24 protein-coding genes and 1 tRNA gene are annotated in these 23,697 nt (G+C 64.7%); 13 read left to right on the top strand and 12 right to left on the bottom strand.

The genetic code is table 11. The annotated features are described in order from the left end of the window. The first annotated feature begins 30 nt into the window (after window positions 1-30). Window positions 31-1,275, top strand: coding sequence for a metal-dependent hydrolase family protein (locus CO675_RS23590; RefSeq protein ID WP_097674229.1), 1,245 nt, complete (start codon window positions 31-33; stop codon window positions 1,273-1,275). Between the two features lie 188 nt (window positions 1,276-1,463). On the opposite strand, the gene CO675_RS40650 is transcribed toward CO675_RS23590, so the two are convergent. After that, a complete protein-coding gene (locus tag CO675_RS40650) occupies window positions 1,464-1,607 on the bottom strand; it encodes a hypothetical protein (RefSeq protein WP_158231296.1) in 144 nt (47 codons plus the stop codon). Here CO675_RS40650 and CO675_RS23595 point away from each other — a divergent pair. Further along, the gene (locus CO675_RS23595; RefSeq protein ID WP_097674230.1) at window positions 1,606-2,802 is read left to right on the top strand and encodes an adenylate/guanylate cyclase domain-containing protein; all 1,197 of its coding nucleotides are present in this window, start codon (window positions 1,606-1,608) and stop codon (window positions 2,800-2,802) included. The two genes, CO675_RS40650 and CO675_RS23595, sit on opposite strands and share 2 nt — an antisense overlap. 7 nt (window positions 2,803-2,809) lie before the next feature. Here CO675_RS23595 and CO675_RS23600 read toward each other — a convergent pair whose 3' ends face one another. Beyond that, on the bottom strand, window positions 2,810-4,123 hold the full coding sequence (locus tag CO675_RS23600) for a chloride channel protein (RefSeq protein WP_097674231.1): 1,314 nt from the start codon (window positions 4,121-4,123) through the stop codon (window positions 2,810-2,812). Between the two features lie 166 nt (window positions 4,124-4,289). Beyond that, on the bottom strand, window positions 4,290-4,685 hold the full coding sequence (locus tag CO675_RS23605; protein ID WP_092115072.1) for an NUDIX hydrolase: 396 nt from the start codon (window positions 4,683-4,685) through the stop codon (window positions 4,290-4,292). A gap of 447 nt (window positions 4,686-5,132) precedes the next feature. Between CO675_RS23605 and CO675_RS23610 the strand changes: the two genes are divergently transcribed. Together CO675_RS23610 and CO675_RS23615 are read left to right on the top strand one after the other, a co-directional pair. Continuing rightward, complete coding sequence (locus CO675_RS23610; RefSeq protein ID WP_097674232.1) at window positions 5,133-5,429, top strand: hypothetical protein; 297 nt, start codon at window positions 5,133-5,135, stop codon at window positions 5,427-5,429. A gap of 155 nt (window positions 5,430-5,584) precedes the next feature. Then, window positions 5,585-5,812 (top strand): hypothetical protein, encoded by a 228-nt coding sequence (locus CO675_RS23615; protein ID WP_021081740.1) that lies wholly within the window; start codon window positions 5,585-5,587, stop codon window positions 5,810-5,812. 68 nt (window positions 5,813-5,880) lie between these two features. On the opposite strand, the gene CO675_RS41085 is transcribed toward CO675_RS23615, so the two are convergent. Next, on the bottom strand, window positions 5,881-6,642 hold the full coding sequence (locus tag CO675_RS41085) for a MerR family transcriptional regulator (protein WP_198964715.1): 762 nt from the start codon (window positions 6,640-6,642) through the stop codon (window positions 5,881-5,883). Window positions 6,643-6,940: 298 nt separating this feature from the next. On the opposite strand from CO675_RS41085, the gene CO675_RS23630 reads away from it, so the two are divergent. Together CO675_RS23630 and CO675_RS23635 are read left to right on the top strand one after the other, a co-directional pair. Continuing rightward, entirely contained in the window at window positions 6,941-7,738 is a 798-nt protein-coding gene (locus CO675_RS23630) for a lytic murein transglycosylase (RefSeq protein ID WP_097674233.1), read from the top strand. A 101-nt stretch (window positions 7,739-7,839) separates the two neighbouring features. Then, window positions 7,840-8,247 carry a hypothetical protein gene (locus tag CO675_RS23635; protein WP_198964716.1) on the top strand — a complete coding sequence of 136 codons (408 nt, stop codon included), beginning with the start codon at window positions 7,840-7,842 and terminating at the stop codon, window positions 8,245-8,247. 22 nt (window positions 8,248-8,269) lie between these two features. Here the strand turns inward: CO675_RS23635 and CO675_RS23640 are convergent, their stop codons facing one another. After that, a complete protein-coding gene (locus tag CO675_RS23640; RefSeq protein ID WP_097674235.1) occupies window positions 8,270-8,656 on the bottom strand; it encodes a YciI family protein in 387 nt (128 codons plus the stop codon). A 481-nt stretch (window positions 8,657-9,137) separates the two neighbouring features. On the opposite strand from CO675_RS23640, the gene CO675_RS23645 reads away from it, so the two are divergent. Beyond that, window positions 9,138-9,211, top strand: a tRNA-Gly gene (locus CO675_RS23645). Window positions 9,212-9,427: 216 nt separating this feature from the next. Continuing rightward, window positions 9,428-9,577, top strand: a complete 150-nt coding sequence (locus tag CO675_RS41090) for a hypothetical protein (RefSeq protein WP_198964717.1) — start codon at window positions 9,428-9,430, stop codon at window positions 9,575-9,577. Window positions 9,578-9,909: 332 nt separating this feature from the next. Here CO675_RS41090 and pyk read toward each other — a convergent pair whose 3' ends face one another. The 6 genes from pyk to CO675_RS23675 all read right to left on the bottom strand — a co-directional run bounded on the left by pyk (window position 9,910) and on the right by CO675_RS23675 (window position 16,301). Then, window positions 9,910-11,325, bottom strand: a complete 1,416-nt coding sequence (gene pyk / locus CO675_RS23650) for a pyruvate kinase (RefSeq protein ID WP_097674236.1) — start codon at window positions 11,323-11,325, stop codon at window positions 9,910-9,912. A gap of 3 nt (window positions 11,326-11,328) precedes the next feature. Further along, complete coding sequence (locus CO675_RS23655) at window positions 11,329-12,624, bottom strand: glycerate kinase type-2 family protein (protein WP_097674237.1); 1,296 nt, start codon at window positions 12,622-12,624, stop codon at window positions 11,329-11,331. After that, window positions 12,614-13,933: an oxalate/formate MFS antiporter gene (oxlT, locus tag CO675_RS23660; protein ID WP_097674238.1), complete on the bottom strand. Its 1,320-nt coding sequence runs from the start codon at window positions 13,931-13,933 to the stop codon at window positions 12,614-12,616. The genes CO675_RS23655 and oxlT overlap by 11 nt, the downstream gene beginning before the upstream one ends. Before the next feature lie 64 nt (window positions 13,934-13,997). After that, complete coding sequence (locus tag CO675_RS23665) at window positions 13,998-14,780, bottom strand: fumarylacetoacetate hydrolase family protein (protein ID WP_097674306.1); 783 nt, start codon at window positions 14,778-14,780, stop codon at window positions 13,998-14,000. 5 nt (window positions 14,781-14,785) lie between these two features. After that, window positions 14,786-15,802 (bottom strand): 2-dehydropantoate 2-reductase, encoded by a 1,017-nt coding sequence (locus CO675_RS23670; protein WP_097674239.1) that lies wholly within the window; start codon window positions 15,800-15,802, stop codon window positions 14,786-14,788. 85 nt (window positions 15,803-15,887) lie between these two features. Then, window positions 15,888-16,301: a CBS domain-containing protein gene (locus CO675_RS23675; RefSeq protein WP_097674240.1), complete on the bottom strand. Its 414-nt coding sequence runs from the start codon at window positions 16,299-16,301 to the stop codon at window positions 15,888-15,890. A 238-nt stretch (window positions 16,302-16,539) separates the two neighbouring features. Here CO675_RS23675 and CO675_RS23680 point away from each other — a divergent pair, with 238 nt between their 5' ends. The 5 genes from CO675_RS23680 (at window position 16,540) to CO675_RS23700 (ending at window position 22,842) form a co-directional block, all read left to right on the top strand. Beyond that, on the top strand, window positions 16,540-17,382 hold the full coding sequence (locus tag CO675_RS23680) for an IclR family transcriptional regulator (protein WP_097674241.1): 843 nt from the start codon (window positions 16,540-16,542) through the stop codon (window positions 17,380-17,382). 191 nt (window positions 17,383-17,573) lie between these two features. Continuing rightward, window positions 17,574-19,361 (top strand): glyoxylate carboligase, encoded by a 1,788-nt coding sequence (gcl, locus tag CO675_RS23685; RefSeq protein WP_097674242.1) that lies wholly within the window; start codon window positions 17,574-17,576, stop codon window positions 19,359-19,361. A 38-nt stretch (window positions 19,362-19,399) separates the two neighbouring features. Then, on the top strand, window positions 19,400-20,185 hold the full coding sequence (hyi, locus tag CO675_RS23690) for a hydroxypyruvate isomerase (RefSeq protein ID WP_097674243.1): 786 nt from the start codon (window positions 19,400-19,402) through the stop codon (window positions 20,183-20,185). A 25-nt stretch (window positions 20,186-20,210) separates the two neighbouring features. Beyond that, window positions 20,211-21,098 carry a 2-hydroxy-3-oxopropionate reductase gene (locus tag CO675_RS23695; RefSeq protein ID WP_097674244.1) on the top strand — a complete coding sequence of 296 codons (888 nt, stop codon included), beginning with the start codon at window positions 20,211-20,213 and terminating at the stop codon, window positions 21,096-21,098. Between the two features lie 151 nt (window positions 21,099-21,249). Continuing rightward, on the top strand, window positions 21,250-22,842 hold the full coding sequence (locus CO675_RS23700) for a gamma-glutamyltransferase family protein (RefSeq protein WP_097674245.1): 1,593 nt from the start codon (window positions 21,250-21,252) through the stop codon (window positions 22,840-22,842). Window positions 22,843-22,894: 52 nt separating this feature from the next. On the opposite strand, the gene CO675_RS23705 is transcribed toward CO675_RS23700, so the two are convergent. Next, window positions 22,895-23,632: a TetR/AcrR family transcriptional regulator gene (locus tag CO675_RS23705; RefSeq protein WP_097674246.1), complete on the bottom strand. Its 738-nt coding sequence runs from the start codon at window positions 23,630-23,632 to the stop codon at window positions 22,895-22,897. Between the last annotated feature and the right edge of the window lie 65 nt (window positions 23,633-23,697).

Genomic DNA, 23,697 nt, shown 5'->3' on the forward strand with positions numbered 1-23,697 from the left:
GCGGCCGCTGTATCTCGACAGGAGACCCTTATGTCCAGAACCCTCTTCAAGAATGCCGCGCTGCTCGATCCGTTGCGCTCCGACCTGCTCGAAGGCCACCACGTGCTGGTCGAGGACCGCCTGGTCAAGGAGGTCTCCGACCGGCCGATCGAGGCCTCAGTCGATCGCGTCATCGACCTCAAGGGCAAGACCCTGATGCCCGGCCTGATCGACCTGCATGTGCACGCGGTCGCCGTCGAGCTCGACCTGTCGCAGCAGGCGCGGATGGCGAACGTGCTGGTGACGCTGCGCTCGACCATGCTGCTGCGGGGCATGCTGAAGCGCGGCTTCACCACCGTCCGCGATGCCGGCGGCGCCGGCTATGCGCTCAAGCAGGCCATCGACACCGGCCTGACCGATGGTCCGAGGCTGTTCGTCTCCGGCCGCGCGCTGAGCCAGACCGGCGGCCATGGCGACGGACGCGGCCGCTCGGACTATCTGGCCGACCCGACCTGCTCCTGCTGCGTGCGGGTCGGCGCGATCGCGCGCGTCGTCGACGGCGTCGATGCGGTGCGCAAGGCGGTGCGCGAGGAGCTGCAGATGGGCGCCGACCAGATCAAGATCATGGCGTCCGGCGGCGTCGCATCGCCGACCGATCCGATCGGCGCCTACGGCTATTCCGAGGACGAGATCCGCGCCATCGTCGCGGAGGCGAAGGCGCGGCACACCTATGTGCTGGCCCACGCCTACACCGCGGAGGCGATCGAACGCGCGGTGCGCTGCGGCGTGCGCACCATCGAGCACGGCAATCTGGTCGATCTGCCGACCGCGCGGCTGATGGCAGAGCAGGGCGCTTACGTGGTGCCGACGCTCGTCACCTATGAGGCGTTGGCCACCGAAGGCGCCAAATACGGCCTGCCTGCGGCGAGCGTCGCCAAGGTCGCCGACGTGCGCGACGCCGGCTTGCGCTCGCTCGCGATCTACCGCGAGGCCGGCGTCAAGATGGGGTACGGCAGCGATCTGCTCGGACCGTCGCAGCGCTTGCAGAGCGACGAGTTCCGGATCCGCGCCGAGCTGCTCGGTGCGCAGGCCGTGATCCATAGCGCGACCATGGTCGGCGCCGAGGTGCTCGGCATGGAAGGCAAACTCGGCCGCATCGCGCCGGAGGCTTTCGCCGACCTGCTGGTAGTAGAGGGCAATCCGCTGCGCGATGTCACCTGCCTGCTTGGGCAGGGCGAGCACATCCCGCTTGTGATGAAGGCCGGCAATGCCGAGGTCGACCGGCTCGGCGGGTAGGCTCTGCTTGACCTCGCCCCGCGTGCGGGGGAGGGCGAGTGTGCGTCTGAATGATTTCGGAATTTTAGAAATCTATCCCTGAGTTGCCCGACGTGTCAAGGAGCCTGGTCGAGCGCCGGCCAGCGCCGGCTACTTTGCATGGGGTTGTTTTCGATATTTTGGCAACCCGTCCCCTTTGCGCTCTCGCGTCACCATACCGCGCGGCGGTACCCTTCGAGGGGCCCGGACAGGCCGACTAGCTCGATCACGATACCGCTGGCGGCGTTGACGTGGCCGGGCGGAAGCACGACATAGCGGTTGCCGACCCCACCCGCCGCTCCGGAGCCAGCCATGAACGCGCCCAACATCGATCCCGTCCCGCCGCAGTCCGACGGCGACGTCGTGAGCTGGCTGACCAACCAGACGCGCGACCAGCGCTTCATCGACAACATCTTCGCCGAGTTGTGCAACCGGCTGCAGGGCGCGGGCATTCCGCTGAAGCGGGCGACGATGAATCTCCTGATCCAGCATCCGCAATGGCTCGGCGCCCGGATCATCTGGGCCGACGGCAAGCGCGAGGCCGAGATCACCCGGGTCGACTACGATGTCCAGCAGCGATCCGAATATATCGGCAGTCCGGTCTATGAAATCCATCAGGGCGCCGAGGAGGTGCACGAGAAGCTCGAACGCGACCCGTCGCAGGGCCGCAAGCACGCGCTCTATGACGACATGCGCGCGCAGGGCCTGACCGACTATGTGGCGTGGCCACTGCTGCATACGCTGGGCAAGCGGCATGTCGTGACCTTCGCGACCGACCGCGCCGGCGGTTTCGATGATGCGCATATCGCCGAGCTGCGCAAGGTGCTGCCGGTGCTGGCGCTGGTCAGCGAGATCCGCATGAAGAACCGCCTGGCGCGGACGCTGCTCGAGACCTATGTCGGCTCGCACGCCGGCGAGATGATCCTGGCCGGTGCGACGCGGCGGGGCAGCGGCACGACGGTGCGCGCCGCGATCATGATCTGCGACCTCAGGGATTTCACCCGGATCTCGGATAGCTGGCCGCGCGATGACGTCATCGACCTCCTCAACGACTATTTCGACGCGATGTCGGAGCCGATCACGCGGCATGGCGGGGAAATCCTGAAATTCATCGGCGACGGCCTGCTCGCGATTTTTCCGCTCAGCGAGCCCCAGGCCTGCGCCAACCTGCTGCACGCGGTGTCCGAGGCGCGGCTGGCGATGGCGGCGCTCAGCGAACGGAACGGCATGATGGGCCGGGCGCCGATGAATTACGGCATCGGCGTCCATGTCGGCGACGTCATGTACGGCAATATCGGATCGCGCACCCGGCTCGACTTCACCGTGATCGGTCCTGCCGTGAACATGGCCTCGCGCCTCGAAGCCCTCACCAAGCAGCTGAAGAAGACGGTGCTGCTGTCCCGTGCGTTCGCGGATCTGGTCGAGCACGATTTCGCGCTCGAGCATGTCGGCGAGCATCCGGTGCGCGGCTTCAGCGAGCCGATCGAGTTGTTTGCCTATAACGGCTGAAGCATCTTCAGGCCGGCGGCGTCGTCTGCGCCGGAGCGGCCCGATCGATGAATCCCTTGGCGAGGGCGTGATAGACGCCTTCCTTGCAGATCAGGCGCGAACTCGCGTGCGCGATCAGGGCGGCGGCCATCAGCGGCACGACCATGGCGTGATTGTCGGTCATCTCGGTGACGATCACGAAGGCCGTAATCGGGGCCTGAACCACGCCGGCGAAATAGGAGACCATGCCGAGCAGCATGATGGCCGGCAGCGGTGCGCCGTGAAACAGCGGCGCGATGTTGGAGCCGAGCCCGGCGCCGACCGCGAGCGAGGGCGCGAAGATGCCGCCCGGCATGCCGCTGATCGAGGCAAAGGTGGTGGCGAGGAATTTCCAGACGCTGAAGCTGGCAGGCAATTGTGCCCCGGCTTCGAGCGCGGATTTGACCTGCTGATATCCCGTGCCGTAGATCGCGCCGTCGGACGCGATCCCGCAAATCGCGGCGGCTAGTCCGCAGATCGCGGCGAAGCCGACCGGATAGCGCTTGATGGTGCGTCCGAGCGGATTGGCAAATCCGCGCGCCATTGCGATCAGGATGCGGCTGAACAGGCCGCCCGCGAGACCTCCGGCCACGCCGCAGAGCGGCACCGCGAGCCAGTCGGCGCCGTTGCGCAGGGCCGTCGCGCTGGTGCCGAAATAAGTGTAGTTGCCCATCAAAGCGAGCGAGGTCAGGCCGGCGGCGATCACCGCGCCGATGATCAGGCTGCTGGTTCGCGTCTCGAAGGCACGGCTCATTTCCTCAATGCCGAACACGATCCCGGCCAGCGGCGTGTTGAAGGCCGCCGCGACGCCCGCCGCCGCACCGGCAAGGATCAAGCCGGGTTGGCGCCGCGGCGAGAAGCGGCCGAGCGCAAACATGATCGACGCGCCGATCTGCACCGTCGGTCCCTCGCGCCCGACCGATGCGCCGCACAGCAGGCCAAACAACGTCAGTAGAATCTTGCCGGCGGCAATGCGAAGCGAAACCAGGCTTTCGCGCGCGGTCTGGTCGGTCAGATGACGTGCTGCGATGGCCTGCGGGATGCCGCTTCCTTGCGCGTTCTGGAAAAAGCGGTTGGTCAGGAAGACCGACAGCGCGAAGCCTGTCGGCGTCAGCACCAGCGAGGCGTAGCGGAGATGCGACACCAGTGCGGAGAAGGCGAGCTGCGCCAGATCCGCGAGCTGTGCGAGCGCGACGGCCGCCGCACCGACCGCAATGCCGCCCAGCAGGAAGATGGCGCGGCGCTGCCAGCGCGCGGAAACGATTCTGAATAGCCGCCTCTGGCGGTTGGAGGGGAAGCCCATTCTGACGCAATTCCGGCTGATGTCGTGTCCGGTCCGGACGGATCACATCATTCCTAGCACGCGTCGATGGCGTGCGAAGCTCAACAAATCAGCAAGGCATGCCCGCGCAGCCGCCAAATGCCAAAGGTGAAATCCGTGATTTTCCGCGCAGCAGATATTCCGCCGCCTATCTCCGGCGCCGCTGCTTCCTCGGAAACAGCCGATCGCGGATGTAGCGCGAGGTCGGCGTCAGGCGGAGTCCGCGGGGCTTCTGCCAGGCGGCGCGGTCGATCTCCTTCTTGTCGCCGATCGCCAGCCTTCCCTTGGCGTTCTTGGCGATGAAGATCGCATCGCTCATCCTGCGGCCGGAACGCTTGTTCTTGGCCGTCACTTCCTTCCACAGGCTCAGCCTGCCGAGCTTGAGCTTCGGCAGCTCTTCCTTGATCTCACGCTTCAGGCAATCCTTGCCGGTCTCGCGCGCACGCCTGCGTCCGCCGGGGAACATCCATAGCCCGTCCGATCGACGTCGGACCAGAAGGACCTTGCCGCGTTTCGCGGCAACCAGTTTGGAAGACTTCGTCATGTACTGCGCAATGATCGAAACAGATTCGACTCCATTCTAATTTGTCTATTTGAGTAGACAAGTTCCAAGGGCGAATTGTTCCACAGTCATGTGTCGGCTGTTTGTCTACTGCGAACGGTCTGTGCACCGAGGAAATCACGACGATGCGCATCCGCGTAAGAGAGGTCGCAAATGAAGAGGCGGCCGGCTGTGGCGGTCTGTCGCGGCTTCACTGCGGACGCCCTGCGCGCGTTCGCCGTGATCCCGGCCGGCGTTCGTCCGTGGCTCTCTGGTCTCGCTTCATCGAACATCCTCACGTTGAGTTCGTGAAAATGATGATCGTCGTGGTTCCCGTGCAGGAACTGGCGTGACCTGCGATGACAAAAATCCACGACAGACAGGCTCCGCCGCTTGACTGTGTGTTCTTGTTTTGTTCTAATTGCCCTCCACCGTGAATAGGAGGCCGCCATGGACAACCGCATCAACGAAATTCGTAGGCAAATCAGGGCGCTGCGCGTCAGCATGCTCGAGGCCGAGGCAATCATGCGACAGCAGATCAACCGGGATGAGGACTGCGCCTTCGTTGCCGGCGACCTGCTGAAGATGCGCCTGGTGATGAGCCGTCTCGTCGAAGAGCGGGGCACGCTGGGCGACCGCGAGCCGATCATCGTGCATGCGAGCGTTGCTCCGCGCCGCCGCGCCGCGCCGCCGATCTTTCTTCGTGCGGTGAAGCGGGAGCTGGTCGCCGGCGAAGCGCGTGGGTGATGACGCACCCAGGATGCAGCGGCTGCGCGCCGAGTTGCGCGCACTCGACGCATCCGTGAACCGGCTCAGGCAGGCCGGACGCGATAGTGCATCGGCGCAGCTTCTGCTGTCGCGCAAGCGCGCCGAGCTGGAGGACGTGATCTGCCGGAGGAAAGATGAGAGAGCCGCTTCGGTATTTCCACGACAGCGATGATCATGCGCCCTGGATCAAGGCGCTGGCCGAGGTCCGGCACATGGCGACGCGGGAAGGCTGGTGCTTTCACCACGTGCAGGCGATCATCGTGGCGATCGACCAGTATGCGGAGGCCGCGCTCGGCAACCGCGAGTTCTTCCTCAACCGCCCGCAGACCGTTGGCCCGCTGCGGCGAGGAGAGGTGCCGTAGCGCGCAACATCGCCTGCGGCATTTGGCGAGCCGGTGCTGCCGTCATCGCCGCCCTGCGGTTGACACGCTCAAGGCAGCACATCGGCGGGATGCTTGTCGCGATGCTCGACATATTCGACGCGGGTCTGGTCCGGATGCAGCACCAGCATGTTGCGGCCGGTCGGGACTGGCTTCGGGGCCTCGAGGATCGTGGCGCCGACGCCGGGAAGATGCGCGGCGAATGCGTCGATGTCGTCGACCAGAAACGTCAGATGCGTCGCCGTGAACGGCTTCAGGCTCTGCTCCGTCCCAGCAATGAACAGGATCGAGGCGACCTGCGCCAGCCTGAGATCATATTCGGATAGTCGAAGCGAAGGCGCGCCGGCTGGCCGATCAGGGCTTCGTGGAAGGCCACGGCCTCGTCCAGGCCCTCGGGCGGCAGGTAACGTCTCGCCAGGATATTGAGTATCTTCATCGCCAGGTCCTGATGTTCTGATGTTGCTGCGACCGCCATCCGGTCCGGCCAGACGACGCGACAGGGCGCGCCGCCGCTTGCGCAGCGCCGCGATCGCCCGATCGATCTGGTCGAGCTTCTCCTGCATCACGAGGGAGCAGTCCACGCGCGCGCCGCGCCGGCCGTCTTCGAGCGCGGTCAGGAGGTTGCGAAGCTCGCGGGTCGAGAAGCCCGCGGCGATGAGGTCTCTCACCCACGCAGCCCGCTCGATCTCCAGCGCGGCATAGCTTCGATAGCCGTTCGAATTCCGGCGCGGCACGATCAGGCCGGCCGCCTCATAGTGCCGAAGCGTCCGTGCACTCACGCCAAGATGGTGTGCCGCCTCCTGAATCCGCATCGCGATCTCCTGTCGAGGGTCGGCCTAGCACCTTCTCATTAGCGTCAATGTCAAGCGCGGTGTTGCGGGGCTCGCGGGCGGCGCCGCTGAATTCCGTCGATCCGCCGGGACGAATGCGGGGGCCAAATGTCCCGGCCTGTCTGATGTGGCCGGGATGGCCAATCCGCTGCCGGCGACATATCGTGACGATCCGTGGCCGAATCTGCGGCGGGTCGTTCATCGCCGGGTCATCTACATCAGGCCATCGTCAGCGCCGCGCCCGCGAGGGCAGCGGCACATTTTTCGGAGGAGGTTTCGGATGATCAGGGGCTGGCAGATTGCGACGTCGGCGCTTGCCATCGTCGCGATGGTTGCAACGCTGGGCGCAGAAGCGAACGCGGCGCAGTGCGGCAACGGGCCTGGCGGATTCGAAGCCTGGAAGGAGCAGTTTGCCGGTGAGGCGAGGGCCAAGGGCGTCGGCGCCACCGCGATCGATGCGTTGATGCAAGCACATTACGCCAGTGCGACGATCGCCGCGGATCGCGGCCAGCGCAGCTTTGGCCTGTCGCTCGAGCAGTTCATGGCCAAGCGCGGATCTGCGACCATCGTGGCGCGCGGCCGTTCGCTGAAGCAGTCGCAGGCGGCCCTGTTCGCCTCGATCCAGCAGCGCTACGGCGTGCCGCCGGGACCGCTGATCGCGATCTGGGGCATGGAGAGCGGCTTCGGCAGCCAGCGCGGCAACCAGAACATGCTGTCGTCTATCGCGACGCTTGCCTATGACTGCCGCCGTCCGGAGTTCTTCACCGATCAACTCTATGCCGCGCTGAAGCTGATCGACCGCGGCAGCCTGTCCGGCAGCACCCGCGGCTCGATGCATGGCGAAATCGGCCAGACCCAGTTCATGCCGAAGAACGTCCTCGCCTATGGCACCGGCAATCTCGACGTCGCCGCCAACGCGCTTAGTTCGACGGCGAACTTCCTGCGCGCCAATGGCTGGCGTGCCGGCGCCGGCTATCAGCCGGGGGAACCCAATTTCGCCGCGATCGAGGCATGGAACGCAGCAGGGGTCTATCAGAAGGCGATCGCCATCATGGGACGGCAGATCGACGGCCAGTGAGCACGGGGCCAGGTTCCTTCACCCCAAGTTCCTTCACTGCCTGTTAACGCAACGGTGCCCAGATCGTTTGCGGAGAAACGGAGCGAGTGGAGACGGGCTCCATGCTCAAGAACGGCACCTATGCGGCGTGGTTTCGAACGTCGCTCGCTGACGGCACCGGCATCGTGCACGTGGCCGATGGCAGGCTGTGGGGCAGCGATGCCATCATGCTCTACAGCGGCACCTATGAGGTCGACGGCGAACGCTTCTCCGCGGTTCTCACCGCAAGACGACATTCCGAAGGTCATGCGACCGTGTTCGGCACCGACGATCTCGTGGTGCGGCTCGAGGGTGTCTTCAGCGGCGCGATCGCGACCTGCAAGGGCAGGGCGGACGCCGTGCCCGATCTCGATTTCGAGGTGACGCTGATGCCGAGCCACGATGTGGCGCCCGAGCCGCCGCCGGATCTGCCGATGCCGAAATTCGACCCGAGCAAATTGCCGAAGTTGCCGAAACGCTCCAGCCGTTGAGCAGCTCCCCAGGGCGCAATCTCTACGCGTCGCTTGGGCCCGCAGTTTCCGGAAATGCTGCGCCGGGGGTGTAGCGCTTGAGCGCGCGGATCTCGTAGACCGCCGACGGGTTGACACTGCGCAGGTCGCGCGCCGCGGCGATCGCTTCGGCCTCATCGGCGCAATCGATCACGTAGAAGCCGAGCAGCTGCTCCTTGGTCTCCGAGAACGGGCCGTCGATCACCATGCCGTGGCCGGGCCCGCGCAGGGTGCTGGCGTTGCGGGTCTCGCCGAGCCGTGCAGCCGGGCCGAGCCGCCCCTTCAACCGTTGATGGACCTCGCGCAGACCCGCCATGACGGCTGCGTCCTCGTCGGCGCTCCATGACTTGACCTCGGCTTCGACGTGATAGGCCAGGATGGCATAAAGCATCTGGTCAGCTCCTCATTTCTGATGCGGCAGGCCCAAGGACGGCCCAGAGCCGGCTGCGCCGACATTTCATGTGTAGCGGACCGACCGGTTTTTGTGCTGCGACAAGGTATCGCCGGCGGCATGGCGGCAGCGGCCGAAAAGCCAAAAAAGGCGCGGCGGAATCGCTTCCGCCGCGCCCCCGGATTTGTTGTCTCGCTGGTCCAGGGCTGAGAGCGCCCCGATGCCAGGCTGATTGCTCAGCGCCTAGCGGGCGATCCCAGCGAGGTGACAGCGCTTGAGACAAGACACTAGATCACCTCCTTTCTTTGTTGATGGGACCAGCAATATAGGTGGCGAATCTGCCGCTGTTAAGGCCGCCATCCGGCCCATTCCAGCCAGGAACCGGCCGGATCGCGCGGAAATAGTCTCGTTGACCGGCGCAAAAGGACGCCCGCCGAGGCAGTTGAGACGGCCGCCCGGCCGTGTTAGGTGATCGCTCGATGCGGGTGTAGCTCAATGGTAGAGCAGCAGCCTTCCAAGCTGAATACGAGGGTTCGATTCCCTTCACCCGCTCCAGCCTTTTCAATCACTTGCGGCGCGGCCTCGGCTCCAATCGAGCACGGGCGCAGCTGCTCCTTCGGACCAATCCACGCTTGGTTGGTGCAGCGCTTCCGCGTGCCGGCAGGAATGCGTTGAGCGCTTGAGGCGGGCGCAGCAATGGCGTGCGGCAACCGTATTGAACTCTGCCCAAGATAGCGGCGACCAATAGTCGGTAGACTGGAGGATCACGACATGCCCGACTGGATTCTCGCGCCGATCTGTGTGGTCGCACTGGGCGGCTTTATCTGGTTCGCGTTTCGACAGGGGTTCAAGGTCAAGCCTGACGACAGCAACCGCGACCATCCAACTTTGCCCCTTGGGCCGGACGGGACGTGGCGCTAGGGGTGCCAAGGATGGGTGTCAACGGCGTCCCTTGCGGTCGGCGATCCTACGCCCTTTGGAGTATGCCGATCGTCACCTGATCTCCTGTCCAAGCGTGTATACGTAATGGCTACCGGGATTTTGCATTTCCTTCCTGGGGCTAGAGCCGGCGCCGTCCGCATGCATTTTAAGCGGGCGGTGTTGTGCTGACCTGAACCATCGCCCCGTCGCAGCATCCCGCTCCCGCGCGCGGAGGCGGCCAATGAAGCGGATACCTACGAGCGAAGCGATCATCACCGTCGCCTTGTTGGTGATGTTTGCACTCGTCATCTGGTTTGGCGCCATGCCGTAAGTCAGGGGAGCGAAACGACGCGCAGGTTGTTGGTGCTTCCGGCCTGGCCAAAGGGAATGCCGGCGACAACGACCAGCAGGTCGCGGCTCGATGCGAATTGCTCTTCATGCGCGAGAGCCGTCGCGCGCTCGACCATCTCCTCATAGCTCTGAACGTCGTCGGAAAGGACGCTGTGCGCGCCCCAGAGCAGGCACAGGCGGCGCGACACTTCGCGGCTCGGGGTGATGGCGAGGATCGGCAGGCTCGGCCGCTTGCGCGCGACGCGTGCGGCCGTGGTGCCGCTCGACGTGTAGGCCACGATGGCTGCGGCATGAATCACGGAGGCGAGGTCGGCGGCGGCCGTCGCAACCGCATGCGGCGGCGTCTGCTCTTCGCCGGGCTGGGTCGCCTCGACGATCGAGCGGTACATCTTGTGCTGCTCGGTGCTGCGGATGATGCGATCCATCATCTCGACGGCCTCGCGCGGATATCTGCCCGTCGCGGATTCCGCCGACAGCATCACCGCGTCTGCGCCGTCATAGATCGCGGTCGCAACGTCGGAGACTTCCGCGCGGGTCGGCGTGGGTGCTGCGACCATCGAGTCCAGCATCTGGGTAGCGACGATCACGGGCTTCACCGCGAGACGGCACGCCCGCACCAGCTCCTTCTGACGCCCCGGCACGTCCTCATCCGGAATTTCGACGCCGAGATCACCTCGCGCCACCATGATGGCGTCGCAGAGCTGGATGATGTCGTCGATCCGCTCGAGTGCTGCCGGCTTTTCGATCTTGGCCATCAGCCCGGCGCGGTCGCCGACGAGGCCTCGCGCCTCGATGATGTCGGAAGGCTTCTGCACGAACGACAAGGCGACCCAATCGACGCCGAGCTTCAAGCCGAACTCCAGATCGAGGCGGTCCTTGGCGGTGAGCGGCGAAAGATCGAGCACCGTCCCCGGCAGATTGACGCCCTTGTGATTCGAGATCGTGCCGCCGACGATCACCTTGGCCTCGATGAAATCGTCACCGAGCCCGGCGACGCGTACCCGGACCCTGCCGTCGTCGATCAGAAGGTCGTGGCCGGGAGCCACGGCGGCAAAGATTTCCCGATGCGGCAGCGGAATTGAGCCTCGCTCGCCATCCGATCCGGACAGCACGAACCGGATGGTCTCGCCGGCGGCCACCGCAATCTTGCCGTCGCGCAAGGTGCCGACGCGGATCTTCGGACCCTGAAGGTCCATCAGAATGCCGATCGGCCGGCTGACCTCCTGCTCGAGCCTTCGGATCGCGGCATGGATGCTTGCGTGGTCGCTCTGGGTTCCGTGGCTGAAGTTGAGACGGAACGTATCGACGCCGGCCAGCAGCAGCGCCTTGAGCATCTCGGGGGAACTGCTGGCGGGGCCGACGGTTGCGACGATCTTGGCCCGTCGATGACGACGCATGGGTTACCTCATTGCTGGCGTGCCGGCTGCTATCAGCACGGCGCGGATGTCGTTGACATTGGTAAGCGTCGGACCGGTGCGCACGAGGTCTCCAAGGCGGTCGAAGAACGTGTAGCTGTCATGAGCGGCCAGATAGGCCCGCGCGTCGAGGCTGCTCGCGGCGGCGCGCCGCAGCGTATCCGGACTGATCAAAGCTCCAGCCGCATCTTCCGTTCCATCAATACCATCGCTGTCTCCGGCAATCGCCCAGATATCGGACGTACCGGACAAAGCGATGACAAGCCCCAGCAGGAATTCGGTGTTGCGGCCGCCGCGGCCCGCCGGTCCGCGTCCGATCGTCACCGTCGTCTCGCCGCCGGAGAGCAGCACGGCGGGGGCAGGGCCGGGCTGCGCATGGCTTGCGACCGACCGGGCGATGCCCGCCATCACGGTTCCGAGCTCGCGCGCCTCGCCTTCGATCGCGTCGCCAAGGATGATCGGGATCAGGCCCTCATCTCGCGCGACTTTTGCCGCAGCGTCAAGCGCGTGGATCGGCGCGGCAAGGATGCGGACATCGGCGTCGATCTCGCCGGGTTTCGGGGTCTCGTCGGTTTGCTCGAGCACAAGCCGCGCCGCGGCAGGCAGGTCGATCGCAAACCGCCTCACGATCTCCTGCGCATCGGCTCTTGTGCTGCTGTCCGGCAGCGAGGGACCGGAGCCGATCGCGGTTGGATCGTCGCCGGGAATATCCGAGATCACGAGCGTTGTGACGTGGGCGGGGCGGGCGGCCAGCGCCAGCCGTCCGCCCTTGATCGCCGACAGATGTTTGCGGACGACGTTCATCTCGGCAATCGTCGCGCCGCTTGCAAGCAGCGCCCGGTTGACCGCCTGCTTGTCGGTGAGGGTCATCGGCGATGCCGGAAGGGTCATCAGGGCCGAGCCTCCGCCGGACATCAGCGCAATGACGAGATCGTCGGCGGAAAGTCCCTGAACGGCTCGGAGCACGCGAAGGGCGGCCGTCTTGCTCGTGTCGTCAGGCACGGGGTGAGACGCCTCGAGCACCTCGATGCGGCCCGCGGAAACTGAATGACCGTGGCGCGTGACCACGACACCTGAAAGGTCGACATCGGGCCAGGCCGCGTCGAGGCCTGCCGCCATCGCGGCGGAAGCCTTGCCGGCGCCGACCACGATGCATCTGCCCTTCGGCTTTGCCGGCAAGGCGCGCGCGATGGTTAGCCTTGGATCGCAGCTGGCGATTGCAGCCTCGAAGATTCTCCGGAGCGCCGTCCGCGCCCGCAGGTCCGTCCAATCAGTGTTCAATCGCCGCGCTCCGGCCAGGTGCAGGGGTGATTGTGGCCTTTGCCGTCGTCTCACTGCCGAGAATGAACGCGCGCCGCATCGGCTTGATCACCAGCAAGGCGGTGAGGGCTGCTGTAGCATTGAGCGCAACCGCGACGATGAACACGGCCTGCCAGCCGAGTTGCGAGGAGATGATGCTCGCGAGCGGCACGAGCAGCGCCGCCGTGCCCTTCGCCGTGTAAAGCATGCCGTTGTTGGTGGTTGCGTATTTGGCGCCGAACGTGTCGCCCGACGTCGCCGGAAACAGGCTGTAGATTTCGCCGAAGACGCCGAAATAGACCGCCGTGGCGAGCACGAAGACAACCGGAATGTGGCCGTAGGTGGACAGCGTCAGCAACATCAGCGCCGCGGTCGCGAACGCGATGAACATCGTGTGCTCACGGCCGATCGTGTCGGAGACCCAGCCGAAGAACGGACGGCCGAAGCCGTCGAACACGCGATCGAGCGAGATGGCAAAGGTCAGCGCCGCCATCTGGAAGCCCGCCAGGGTGACCGGCGTATCCGCGATCTTGAAGTCGTGGGCGATCGGTCCGATCTGCGCGGCGGTCATCAAGCCGCCCGAAGCCACCATGACGAAGACCAGGTACATGACCCAGAAGATCGGCGTGCGCAGGACCTGCGGCGGCGTGTAGTCGATTGCGCTCTGCGGCAGGTTGAGCTGCTTTTTCCTCGGGGCCTCGACGCCATGCGGCGGGCGGACGAACCAGGCCAGCAGGAGAACGATGAGGCCTTGCCCGATTCCGAACGTCAGGAAGGTGCTCTGGTAGCCGCTGGTGGCAATCATGTTGGCAATCGGCACGACGGTGAGGGCCGCGCCGGCGCCAAACCCTGCGGCGGTCGCGCCCGCGGCGAGTCCGCGCCGGTCCGGAAACCATTTCAGCGCATTGCCGACGCAGGTGCCGTAGACGGCGCCGGCGCCGATGCCCGCGACAATAGCCGCCGCATAGAGCATGACCAGAGAGGAGGCGTATGAGTTCAGCACCCAGGCCAATCCGATCATCAGCCCGCCGAACATGATGACAATGCGCGGGCCGTATTTGTCGACGAACCAGGCTTCCACCGGCACCAGCCATGTCTCCGTCATCACGAAGATCGTGAACGCGAGCTGGATCGCCGGACGGCCCCAGTGAAACTTCGCGTCGATCGGATCGACGAACAGCGTCCAGCCATACTGCAGGTTGGCGATCATCGCCATGCAGACGATGCCGATCGCGAGCTGGAGCCAGCGGAAGCCGCCGGGCGACGATGCCGGTTTCGTGCTGGAGGTCATGTGTGCTCCCAAAACAGATGTTGATCGTTTGGTCCGGCTGCGTCGGGCTATGTCCTGCCGCGGCCTACTGACGAAATTCGTTGGTCAACTCGCCGATCCCGTTGATCGCGACGGTGACCGTATTGACGGGCTCCTTCATCACCCCGACGCCGATCGATGTCCCGCAGCAGATCAGGTCGCCCGGCAACAGCGTCATGTCGTGTGAGATCTTGCTGACCAGCGCCTGCGCGCTGAAGATCATGTCGGCGATCGGGTAGTTCTGGCGCTCCACGCCATTGAGGATGGTGCGCACCACGAGACGTGCGGGGTCGACGCCCGAGGCAATCACGGGACCGAACGGGCCATATCCGTCAAAACCCTTGGCCCGCGCCCATTGCGGGAAGGTCGGATCGCGATTGAGAATGTCGGCGGCGGTGACGTCGTTGGTGCAGGTATAGCCGAAGATGAAGCCGTCGGCCTGTTCGGGGGTGACGGCCGTGCAGCTCTTGCCGATGACGATGCCGAGCTCGCCTTCGTAGGTCGTTTTGCCGTCGTAACCCGGGGGGCGTGTGATGACGGCGCCAGGCGCGGTCACGCTGGTCTGGGCTTTCAACAGGTACAACGGTTCGGCCGGCTCAGGTGATTTCAGCTTCGCCGCCAGTGCGTGAAAATTGTTCCAGAGCGCGATGATCTTGCTCGGCTCGGTCGGTGCGAGCAGCTCGACATCGTCAAGCGCCAGCGTCTGGCCGGTCGGTCGTGTCTCGCCGAACATCTCGCCTGCGTGCACGGAGATGCCGGACGAGGTGAGTTGCCCGAAGCCGATTTCGGCATGGTGGCGGAAGCGGACCCAGCGCGTTACATTGGCCATCGCGATCACGCCACCGCAAGCGATTGGGCTTCGACGCCGGCCGCCCCGTCATAGAGGCCGGCCAGTCTGCTGCGCTGCGCGACCAGCGCCAGCACCGCATCGAGGGCGGGCGTCGCAATCCCGGTCATCCGGCCCATCTCCTGCACCACGGTGATCAGCGGATCGATCTCGACCGGACGTCCGCGCTCGAGATCCTGCAGCATCGAGGTCTTGTGCGCGCCGACCTTGCGCGCGCCCTCGATGCGGCGTTCGACATCGACCCGGAACTTGACGCCGAGGCTTTCCGCGATCGCCTGGGCCTCCAGCATGATTGCCCTCGACAGCGCGCGCGTGCCGGGATTGGTGCAGATCACGTCGAGGGTCGCGTGGGTGAGGGCGCTGATCGGGTTGAAGCAGACGTTGCCCCACAGCTTGAGCCAGATCTCGTCGCGGATGCGGTCGAGCACCGGCGCCTTCATGCCCGCTGCCGCGAACAGGGCGGCAAGCCGCTCGACATCAGGTGTGATCTCACCGGAGGGTTCGCCGAGCGGAAAGCTGTTGCCATAGACGTGACGGATCACGCCGGGCGCCTCGATCTCGGTGGCGGGATAGACCACGCAGCCGATGGCACGCGCGGGATCGAGCTCGTTCCACTGCCGTCCGCCGGGATCGATGCTTTCGAGCGCCGATCCCTCGTGCCGTCCGCCGTGCTTGTAGAAATACCAGTAGGGGATGCCGTTGACGGCGGTGACGATACGGGTCCGCTCACCCAAGAGGGGCCGCATCGGTTCGATGACGCCGGTGATCGAATGCGCCTTGAGGCAGATGATGACGAAATCCTGCTCGCCGAGTTCGGCGGGATTGTCGGTGCAGCGAGGATGCACCACGCGCTCCTCGTCGCCGATCAGGAGCTTCAGGCCGTTCTGCCGCATCGCGGCGAGGTGCGCACCGCGCGCGACCAGGCTGACATCGGCGCCAGCGCGCATAAATTCGACACCGAGATAGCCGCCGATGGCACCGGCGCCGTAAATGCAGACCTTCATGAAATCCTCTCGAGCAGAGTGGGGACACAGCATGAGCCACAACGGCTCGAACCGAATTGCGTGGCGATGGCCTCGCGAAAGTCAGTCAGGCCGCGCAGGCGGCTTCTTCCAGGGCAAAGCCGATGTCCCGCATGCTCACGACGCCGACGAGCCGGCCGTTGTCGATGACGGGGACATGGCGGATGTCATGACGGACCATCAGATGCTCGACATCGCTGAGCGCGTCCTGCGACGTGCAGGACACCAGCGGCCGCGGCGAAATGAATTGCGCGACCTTCGCGGCAAGACCACCCGTGCCGCGCTCGGCGATCACAGCGACGACATCGCGCTCGGTGAACATTCCGACCACGGCGGCGTCGACGCTGCGCGAGCCGTTCCTGACCACGAGCGCGCCGACATTGCTCGCGTACATCAAGTTCGCCGCAATGCTCACGGTTTCGCTCGAGCCGATCGTCACCACGTGCGCGCGGTTGGCGCGAAGGATGTCCCCGACATACATGGTATGGTCCTCCCGGTTGTATCATTGGGCCGTTAAGAAACAATCGTGGTATACATTATCCCAGAAGTCAAACAAAAGAATCGCCGCTTTCTGTGATAAAAATGGCAAAAAGACTGACCTATTCGCGAATTCTGTTACCTTGACTCCTCGGTCATTTGGTATGCCATATGCCAAATGTGACGCTCGTTGTCGGCGAGCAATTTCGTTCTGAACCGCAACCGGTTAGGGGCAGGTCGTGATGAAAAGAGAGCCGATCCGGCGCAAGCCGTCCGATCCCGATCTTCGCACTCCGTCGGATCAAGACGCGCGAGACGGCGGCGTTCAATCGGTCGATCGCGCGCTGCAAATCATGGAAGCGCTTGCTGAGGATGACGAAGGCTATCGGCTGACCGATCTTGCGATCCGCATCGGCTTGCCGCCGTCGACGGCTCACCGGCTGCTGACGACGCTGGAGAACCGCAGGTTCGTGCAGTTCGATCGCGAGGAGTCGAAGTGGCACATCGGTGCGCAAAGCTTCGTGGTCGGCTCGACCTTCATGCGCCGGCGCAACTTTTCCGCGCGGGCTTTGCCTTATCTGCGCAAGTTGCGCGACCAGACCAGGGAAACCGCAAATCTTGCAGTGGTCGACGATGATTCCATCATCGTCGTATCCCGCATCGAAAGCCGGGAGATCATGCGTTCGCTGACCAAGGTCGGCGGACGCGTGGCGTTGATCGCCTCGGGCGTGGGGAAGGCGGTGCTGGCCGCGTATTCCGACGCCGACATCAACGCGATCATCCGCCGTCGCGGCATGCCGCGCCTGACGGAGAAGTCGATCATTCGGCCGGGCGAGTTGTTCAGGGAATTGGAGACCGTGCGACGCCAGGGCTACGCGGTGGACGATGAAGAGGCGCGGCTCGGCCTGCGCTGTGTGGCCGCGGTCGTCTTCAACGATTGCAGCGAGCCGTTCGCCGCCGTTTCGGTATCGGGGATGGCGGATCGGCTGACGGACGAGCGCTTGCCGGAGATTGGCGCCATCGTGCATCAGATCGCAGCCGAGCTCTCGGCAGAGCTTCGCGGCAGCAGCCGCACGCAGCCGTAGCAGGCGCAAGGCCTGCTGCTGTTCTCGCCGTTGCCGGCTTCCATTGTTTCGCAGGCGCTAATCTCTTGGAGGGATGCAGGAAATCGCAAGCGCTGCCACTGGGCGGAAAATCCAATCGATTGCGTTGAGATCGATGACCCCGGGCCTGATGATCACGCTCAAGCCAACCCATAGCGAAGCGGGATCATCAGATGAAAATGCGAGCAATCGATGCAGCAGTGCGCATTCTCGAACGCGAGGGGATCACCTGTGCGTTCGGCGTTCCCGGCGCCGCGATCAACCCGCTTTACTCCGCGCTGAAGCGCAACGGCTCGATCCGGCACATTCTGGCGCGCCATGTCGAAGGCGCCTCGCATATGGCGGAAGGCTATACCAGGGCGAAAGCAGGCAATATCGGCGTCTGCATCGGCACATCGGGTCCCGCCGGAACCGACATGATCACCGGCCTCTATTCGGCGATCGCGGATTCGATTCCGATCCTCTGCATCACCGGGCAGGCGCCGCGGGCGCGGCTCTACAAGGAGGATTTCCAGGCCGTCGACATCGAGGCGATCGCAAAGCCAGTGACGAAATGGGCCGTCACCGTGCGCGAGCCGGCGCTGGTGCCGCGGGTGTTCAGCCAGGCTTTCCACATCATGCGCTCGGGGCGGCCGGGACCGGTGCTGATCGATCTGCCTCTCGATGTGCAACTGGCCGAGATCGAGTTCGACGACGAGACCTATTCGCCGCTGCCGGTCTATAAGCCTGTGGCGACGCGCAAGCAGATCGAGAAGGCGCTCGAAATGCTCGACGCCGCCGAGCGGCCGCTGATCGTGGCCGGCGGCGGGGTGATCAACGCCGATGCGTCCGAGCTGCTGGTCGCATTCGCCGAAGCGGTCAACGTTCCGGTCGTCCCGACGCTGATGGCATGGGGCGCCATTCCCGACGATCACGCGCTGATGGCCGGCATGGTCGGCTTGCAGACCAGCCATCGCTACGCCAACGCCACGATGCTCGAATCCGATTTCGTGCTCGGCATCGGAAACCGCTGGGCCAACCGGCACACCGGTTCGATCGAGACCTACACCAAGGGGCGCAAATTCGTCCATGTCGACATCGAGCCGACCCAGATCGGACGGGTGTTCAATCCGGATCTCGGCATCGTGTCGGACGCCAAGGCCGCGCTGGAGATGTTCGTGGCCGTCGCCCGCGAGTGGCGGAAGTCTGGCAAGCTGCGCGATCGGCAGGCCTGGCCCGCAGCCTGCCGCGACCGCAAGCGCTCGATGCTGCGCAAGAGCCACTTCGATAACATCCCGATCAAGCCGCAGCGCGTCTACGAGGAGATGAACAAGGCGTTCGGCCGCGACACTTGCTACGTGACCGTAATCGGATTGTCGCAAATTGCGGGCGCCCAGTTCCTCAACGTCTATCAGCCGCGCAATTGGATCAACGCCGGGCAGGCCGGTCCGCTCGGCTGGACATTGCCGGCTGCGCTCGGCGTGCGCGCCGCCGATCCCGATCGTGACATCGTCGCGCTGTCGGGTGACTACGACTTCCAGTTCCTGATCGAGGAGCTCGCGGTCGGGGCGCAGTTCAATCTGCCCTACATCCACGTCGTCGTGAACAATTCATATCTCGGGCTGATCCGGCAGGCGCAGCGTGGCTTCGACATGGACTATCACGTCCAGCTGTCGTTCGAGAACATCAACGCGCCCGAGATCGGCGTCTACGGTGTCGACCACGTGACCGTCGCGGAAGGGCTGGGCTGCAAGGCGATCCGTGTGACGGACCCGAACGAGGCGCAGGCCGCGTTCGCGACCGCGCGCGAGCTGATGGCCAAGCACCGTGTGCCGGTGGTGGTGGAATTCATCCTCGAGCGGGTCACCAACATCGCGATGGGAACGGAGATCGACAACATCGTCGAATTCGAGGAGGTGCTCGATCTTCCGCTCGATGACGTGCCGAGCGCACAACGATCCGGCACGTTGTTGCCGGCCTGACGACATCATCCAGCGCTGCCCCAAGCGGAGATAGACCCGTGCCTCAATTTGCCGCCAATCTCACCATGCTCTTCAACGAGCTGCCGTTCCTCGACCGGTTCGCAGCCGCCAAGGCCGCCGGCTTCAATGCCGTCGAGTATCTCTTTCCCTACGACTTCGAAAAGGGGGCGTTGCGCGAGGAACTGGCGCGCTGCGGGCTGACCCAGGTGCTGCACAATCTTCCGGCCGGCAATTGGGCCGCCGGCGAGCGCGGCATTGCGGTCCTGCGCAACCGGGTCGATGAATTTCGCGACGGTGTGGTGCGCGCGATCGACTATGCGAAGGCGCTGGATTGCCGGCAGTTGAACTGCCTGGTCGGCATCGCTCCCGCCGGAGCGGATACCGCCGATCTGCGCGAGACTCTGGTGTCCAATCTGCGCTTCGCCGCCGCTGCGCTCGGCCAGCATGGCATCAAGCTCCTGATCGAGCCGATCAACACGCTCGATATTCCCGGCTTCTTCCTGAGCGGGACGGAACAGGCGGTGCAGCTGATTGCCGACGTGGGCTCATCCAACCTGTTCATCCAGTACGACATCTATCACATGCAGATCATGGAAGGTGATCTGGCGCGAACCCTGCAAAAGCATCTCGACCGGATCGCGCACGTCCAACTCGCCGACAATCCCGGCCGAAACGAGCCGGGGACCGGCGAGATCAACTATCCCTATTTGTTCAAGCATCTCGACAGCATCGGATATCGCGGCTGGATCGGATGCGAATACAAGCCGCGGACGACCACGCCCGAGAGCCTCGCCTGGCATGCCGCGCAGACCTTTGTGACTTAATCAGGCTGACAGGAGCGACGACAACATGAAAGACATCGGATTTATCGGGCTCGGCACCATGGGACGTCCGATGGCGAGCCATCTCCTGGCTGCCGGCTATCGCCTGTTCCTGCACGACGTTGCGCCCATTCCGCCCGAGCTGATTGCGGCCGGCGGCGTCGCTTGCGAGTCCGCGAAGCAAGTGGCGCAGGAAGCCGACGCCGTCATCATCATGGTGCCGGACACGCCGCATGTCGAAGCCGTGCTGTTCGGTCAAGGCGGCGTCGCGGAGGGGGTCTCCAAAGGCATGATCGTGGTCGATATGAGTTCGATCTCGCCGCTGGCGACCAAGGAGTTTGCACGGAAGATCGATGCGCTCGGCGCCGACTACCTCGACGCGCCGGTTTCCGGCGGTGAGGTCGGTGCAAAGGCGGCAAGCCTGACCATCATGGTCGGCGGGCGGGAGCGGGCGTTCAACGCGATGAAGCCCCTGTTCGACGCGATGGGGAAGAATGTCACGCATGTCGGCGGCAATGGCGACGGCCAGACCACCAAGGTTGCGAACCAGATCATCGTGGCGCTGACCATCGAGGCGGTGAGCGAGGCGCTGCTGTTCGCGTCCAAGGCGGGTGCCGATCCCGCGCTGGTGCGCAAGGCGCTGATGGGCGGCTTTGCCTCGTCCCGGATCCTCGAGGTGCATGGCGAGCGCATGCTGAAGCGCAATTTCGATCCAGGCTTTCGCATCGAGCTGCATCAAAAGGATCTCAACCTCGCGCTGGAAGGCGCGCGGGCGCTCGGGTTGTCGCTGCCCGGCACGGCCGCAGCCCAGCAGCTGTTCAACGCCTGTACCGCGCTCGGCGGCAAAGCCTGGGACCATTCCGCAATTCTGAGAGCGCTGGAAGTCATGGCGGGCCACGAGGTGGCGGCTGCCTGAGCTTCATGCAATGATCACGGCGCCGAACTGCAATGGCCAGTCCTTGTGACGAGTTCGACGGCTCGGCAGCCGTATATTAAAGACCGATCTCTGGCGTCTTGACACGGTAAGTAAAAATATTATTACATACCGTGCTTGGGAGATACGGCTGATGTTGCAGACAAAACGAAGCTATGGCGGCATGGTGACCGCGCCGCACCACCTGGCGGCGCAGGCTGGACTCGCGGTCCTTTCGGAAGGTGGCAATGCCATTGAGGCGATGATCGCCGCGGCCGCGACGATTGCCGTGGCCTATCCGCACATGAACGGCCTCGGCGGCGACAGCTTCTGGCTGGTCGGCCGCGCCGGTTCGACGCCGGTCGGGATTCAGGCTTGCGGACGCGCTGCGATGGCGGCGGATCGCAACTGGTATCGCGAGCGTGGCTGCAGCAGCATTCCCGGTCGCGGCCCGCTCGCCGCGCTCACCGTCGCCGGGACCGTCGACGGTTGGCAGAAGGCCTTTGAACTCAGCCGCGATCGTCATGACGGGCGACTGCCGATGGCGCGGCTGCTCGAGCCCGCAATCCGGCATGCCGAGGAGGGCGTGGCCGTCACCAGCACGCTGCATGAGAACATCGGCAAGAAGCGGCATGAGCTCGAAAACGTGCCCGGCTATGCCGAGGTCTATCTGCCGCAAGGCGCCCCGCTCGCGCTCGGTACGCGGCTGCGACAGCCGCGTGTCGCCGCGACGCTGCGGCGTCTGGCCAAGGCCGGGCTGTCCGATTTCTATCGCGGCGAACTGGCGCGCGCGATGGCGGCCGATCTCGAGCGGGCAGGGAGCCCGCTACGATTGGCTGATCTCGAGCGACATCAGGCATCGCTGGTGACGCCGCTCTCGGTCGAGGTGTCCGGCCACAAGGTCTTCAACATGCCTCCGCCGACGCAGGGGCTGGCCTCGCTCCTGATCCTGGCGCTTTATGCCCGGCGCATCGCCGACGAAGCCGATGGCGTCGATCATCTGCACCGGCTCGTCGAATGCACGAAAGCCGCGTTCCGTATTCGCAACGGCCACGTGACCGATCCCGACTACATGAAGCACCCAGCCGCCGAATTCCTGTCCGAGCAATCGCTGGCCGCGCTTCACGAAACGGTATCCGATCGCCGCGCCGCGCCGTGGCCCGACCCGTCCAAGCAGGGCGATACGGTGTGGCTCGCTGCGACCGACCGCAATGGGCTCAGCGTCAGCTTCATTCAAAGCGTCTATTGGGAGTTTGGTTCGGGCGTCATCCTGCCCGAGAGCGGAGTCACCTGGCAAAACCGCGGAACGAGCTTCAGCCTCGGCGAGACCGACGTCAATCGGCTGGATCCGGGACGCCTGCCGTTCCACACCATCCAGCCGGCGATGGCCGAGCTCGGCGATGGGCGGCTGATCTCCTTCGGCACGATGGGCGGAGAGGGGCAGCCGCAGACCCAGGCCGCCATCTTCTCCCGCTACGCCATGCACGGCCAGGAGCTGCAGTCCGCGATTACGGCGCCGCGCTGGCTGCTTGGTCGCACCTGGGGCGAGGAAAACAACAATTTGAAGATCGAGTCCCGCTTCGATCCCGCGATCATCGATCGGCTCCGCACGCTCGGCCACGACATTCAGGTGACCGGTCCGTTCGAGGAGATCATGGGACACGCCGGCGCGATCGTCTGGCATCCGGACGGCCTGATGGAAGGAGCCAGCGATCCGCGCAGCGACGGTGTCGTTGCGACCCGCTGAGGGGCATTCCCGCCGCATGACCCGCACGACACCGCGTCGTGCGGCTGACCTCTTAGCGGGACGGCTTGCCGGGGCGCGCCGTCGCCTTCGATGCTGCTGACTTGTCCTTGCGTGCCCCGGCAGGGGCCGTCAGCCAGGTTAGGATCATGTCCTGCGCATGCTCGCGGCGCCGCTCGAGCCAGTCCGACGCGCCGAGATCCTTGTCGAACATCGCCGACAATGTGTACCGATTGGAAACGTGGAAATAGCTCATCGCGGTGATCGAGACATAGAGCTGGATGGGATCGACATCACCGCGAAACAGGCCCGCCGCCACGCCGCGCCGCAAAATACTTTCGATGCTTGCAACCAGGGGCAAAGTGAGATCGGCAATCTTGCGCGATTTGCGCATATTGCGCCCGCGCTGAAGGTTCTCGGTGTTGATCAGGGCGATATAGTTCTGGTGCTGCCCGAAGAACGTAAACGTGAAATCGATCAACCCGCTCATTGCGGCGATCGGCTCGAGATCATCCAGTTTCAGCCGTTGTTCGGCCGCGCGAATTTCGGTGTAGACGTCCTCGAGGACGGCTATATAGAGCCCGTTCTTGTCGCCGAAATAGGCGTACAACAGGCGCATATTGGCCTTGGCGCGCTGCGCAATCGCCTCGACGCGTGCGCCGCCGAGGCCATTGTGGCAGAACTCGAACGTTGCGGCGCGCAGGATCGCTTCCTTGGTGAGCGCGGAGTCGCGAGGTCGCTTTCCGCGCGTGGTGGTGCGGGTGGGGCTGGTCGGTGCTGTCGTCTCTGTCACGGCGTCAACCTTGCCTGGGCTCGGGTAGTCACGCAGGGCACGTCCACATCAGGCCACATCGGGCA

The sequence above is a fragment of the Bradyrhizobium sp. C9 genome (assembly GCF_002532045.1).
Taxonomy (GTDB): domain Bacteria; phylum Pseudomonadota; class Alphaproteobacteria; order Rhizobiales; family Xanthobacteraceae; genus Bradyrhizobium.

Coding starts and splice junctions, on each gene's coding strand:
- CO675_RS41090 (WP_198964717.1), top strand. CDS start 9,428: ATGCCCGACTGGATTCTCGCGCCGATCTGTGTGGTCGCACTGGGCGGC.
- CO675_RS23600 (WP_097674231.1), bottom strand. CDS start 4,123: ATGGGCTTCCCCTCCAACCGCCAGAGGCGGCTATTCAGAATCGTTTCC.
- oxlT (WP_097674238.1), bottom strand. CDS start 13,933: ATGACCTCCAGCACGAAACCGGCATCGTCGCCCGGCGGCTTCCGCTGG.
- CO675_RS41085 (WP_198964715.1), bottom strand. CDS start 6,642: ATGCGGATTCAGGAGGCGGCACACCATCTTGGCGTGAGTGCACGGACG.
- pyk (WP_097674236.1), bottom strand. CDS start 11,325: ATGCGTCGTCATCGACGGGCCAAGATCGTCGCAACCGTCGGCCCCGCC.
- CO675_RS23675 (WP_097674240.1), bottom strand. CDS start 16,301: ATGTATGTCGGGGACATCCTTCGCGCCAACCGCGCGCACGTGGTGACG.
- CO675_RS23700 (WP_097674245.1), top strand. CDS start 21,250: ATGTTGCAGACAAAACGAAGCTATGGCGGCATGGTGACCGCGCCGCAC.
- CO675_RS23695 (WP_097674244.1), top strand. CDS start 20,211: ATGAAAGACATCGGATTTATCGGGCTCGGCACCATGGGACGTCCGATG.
- CO675_RS23680 (WP_097674241.1), top strand. CDS start 16,540: ATGAAAAGAGAGCCGATCCGGCGCAAGCCGTCCGATCCCGATCTTCGC.
- CO675_RS40650 (WP_158231296.1), bottom strand. CDS start 1,607: ATGGCTGGCTCCGGAGCGGCGGGTGGGGTCGGCAACCGCTATGTCGTG.
- gcl (WP_097674242.1), top strand. CDS start 17,574: ATGAAAATGCGAGCAATCGATGCAGCAGTGCGCATTCTCGAACGCGAG.
- CO675_RS23665 (WP_097674306.1), bottom strand. CDS start 14,780: ATGGCCAATGTAACGCGCTGGGTCCGCTTCCGCCACCATGCCGAAATC.
- CO675_RS23635 (WP_198964716.1), top strand. CDS start 7,840: ATGCTCAAGAACGGCACCTATGCGGCGTGGTTTCGAACGTCGCTCGCT.
- CO675_RS23640 (WP_097674235.1), bottom strand. CDS start 8,656: ATGCTTTATGCCATCCTGGCCTATCACGTCGAAGCCGAGGTCAAGTCA.
- CO675_RS23630 (WP_097674233.1), top strand. CDS start 6,941: ATGATCAGGGGCTGGCAGATTGCGACGTCGGCGCTTGCCATCGTCGCG.
- CO675_RS23595 (WP_097674230.1), top strand. CDS start 1,606: ATGAACGCGCCCAACATCGATCCCGTCCCGCCGCAGTCCGACGGCGAC.
- CO675_RS23610 (WP_097674232.1), top strand. CDS start 5,133: ATGGACAACCGCATCAACGAAATTCGTAGGCAAATCAGGGCGCTGCGC.
- CO675_RS23590 (WP_097674229.1), top strand. CDS start 31: ATGTCCAGAACCCTCTTCAAGAATGCCGCGCTGCTCGATCCGTTGCGC.
- CO675_RS23670 (WP_097674239.1), bottom strand. CDS start 15,802: ATGAAGGTCTGCATTTACGGCGCCGGTGCCATCGGCGGCTATCTCGGT.
- CO675_RS23615 (WP_021081740.1), top strand. CDS start 5,585: ATGAGAGAGCCGCTTCGGTATTTCCACGACAGCGATGATCATGCGCCC.
- CO675_RS23605 (WP_092115072.1), bottom strand. CDS start 4,685: ATGACGAAGTCTTCCAAACTGGTTGCCGCGAAACGCGGCAAGGTCCTT.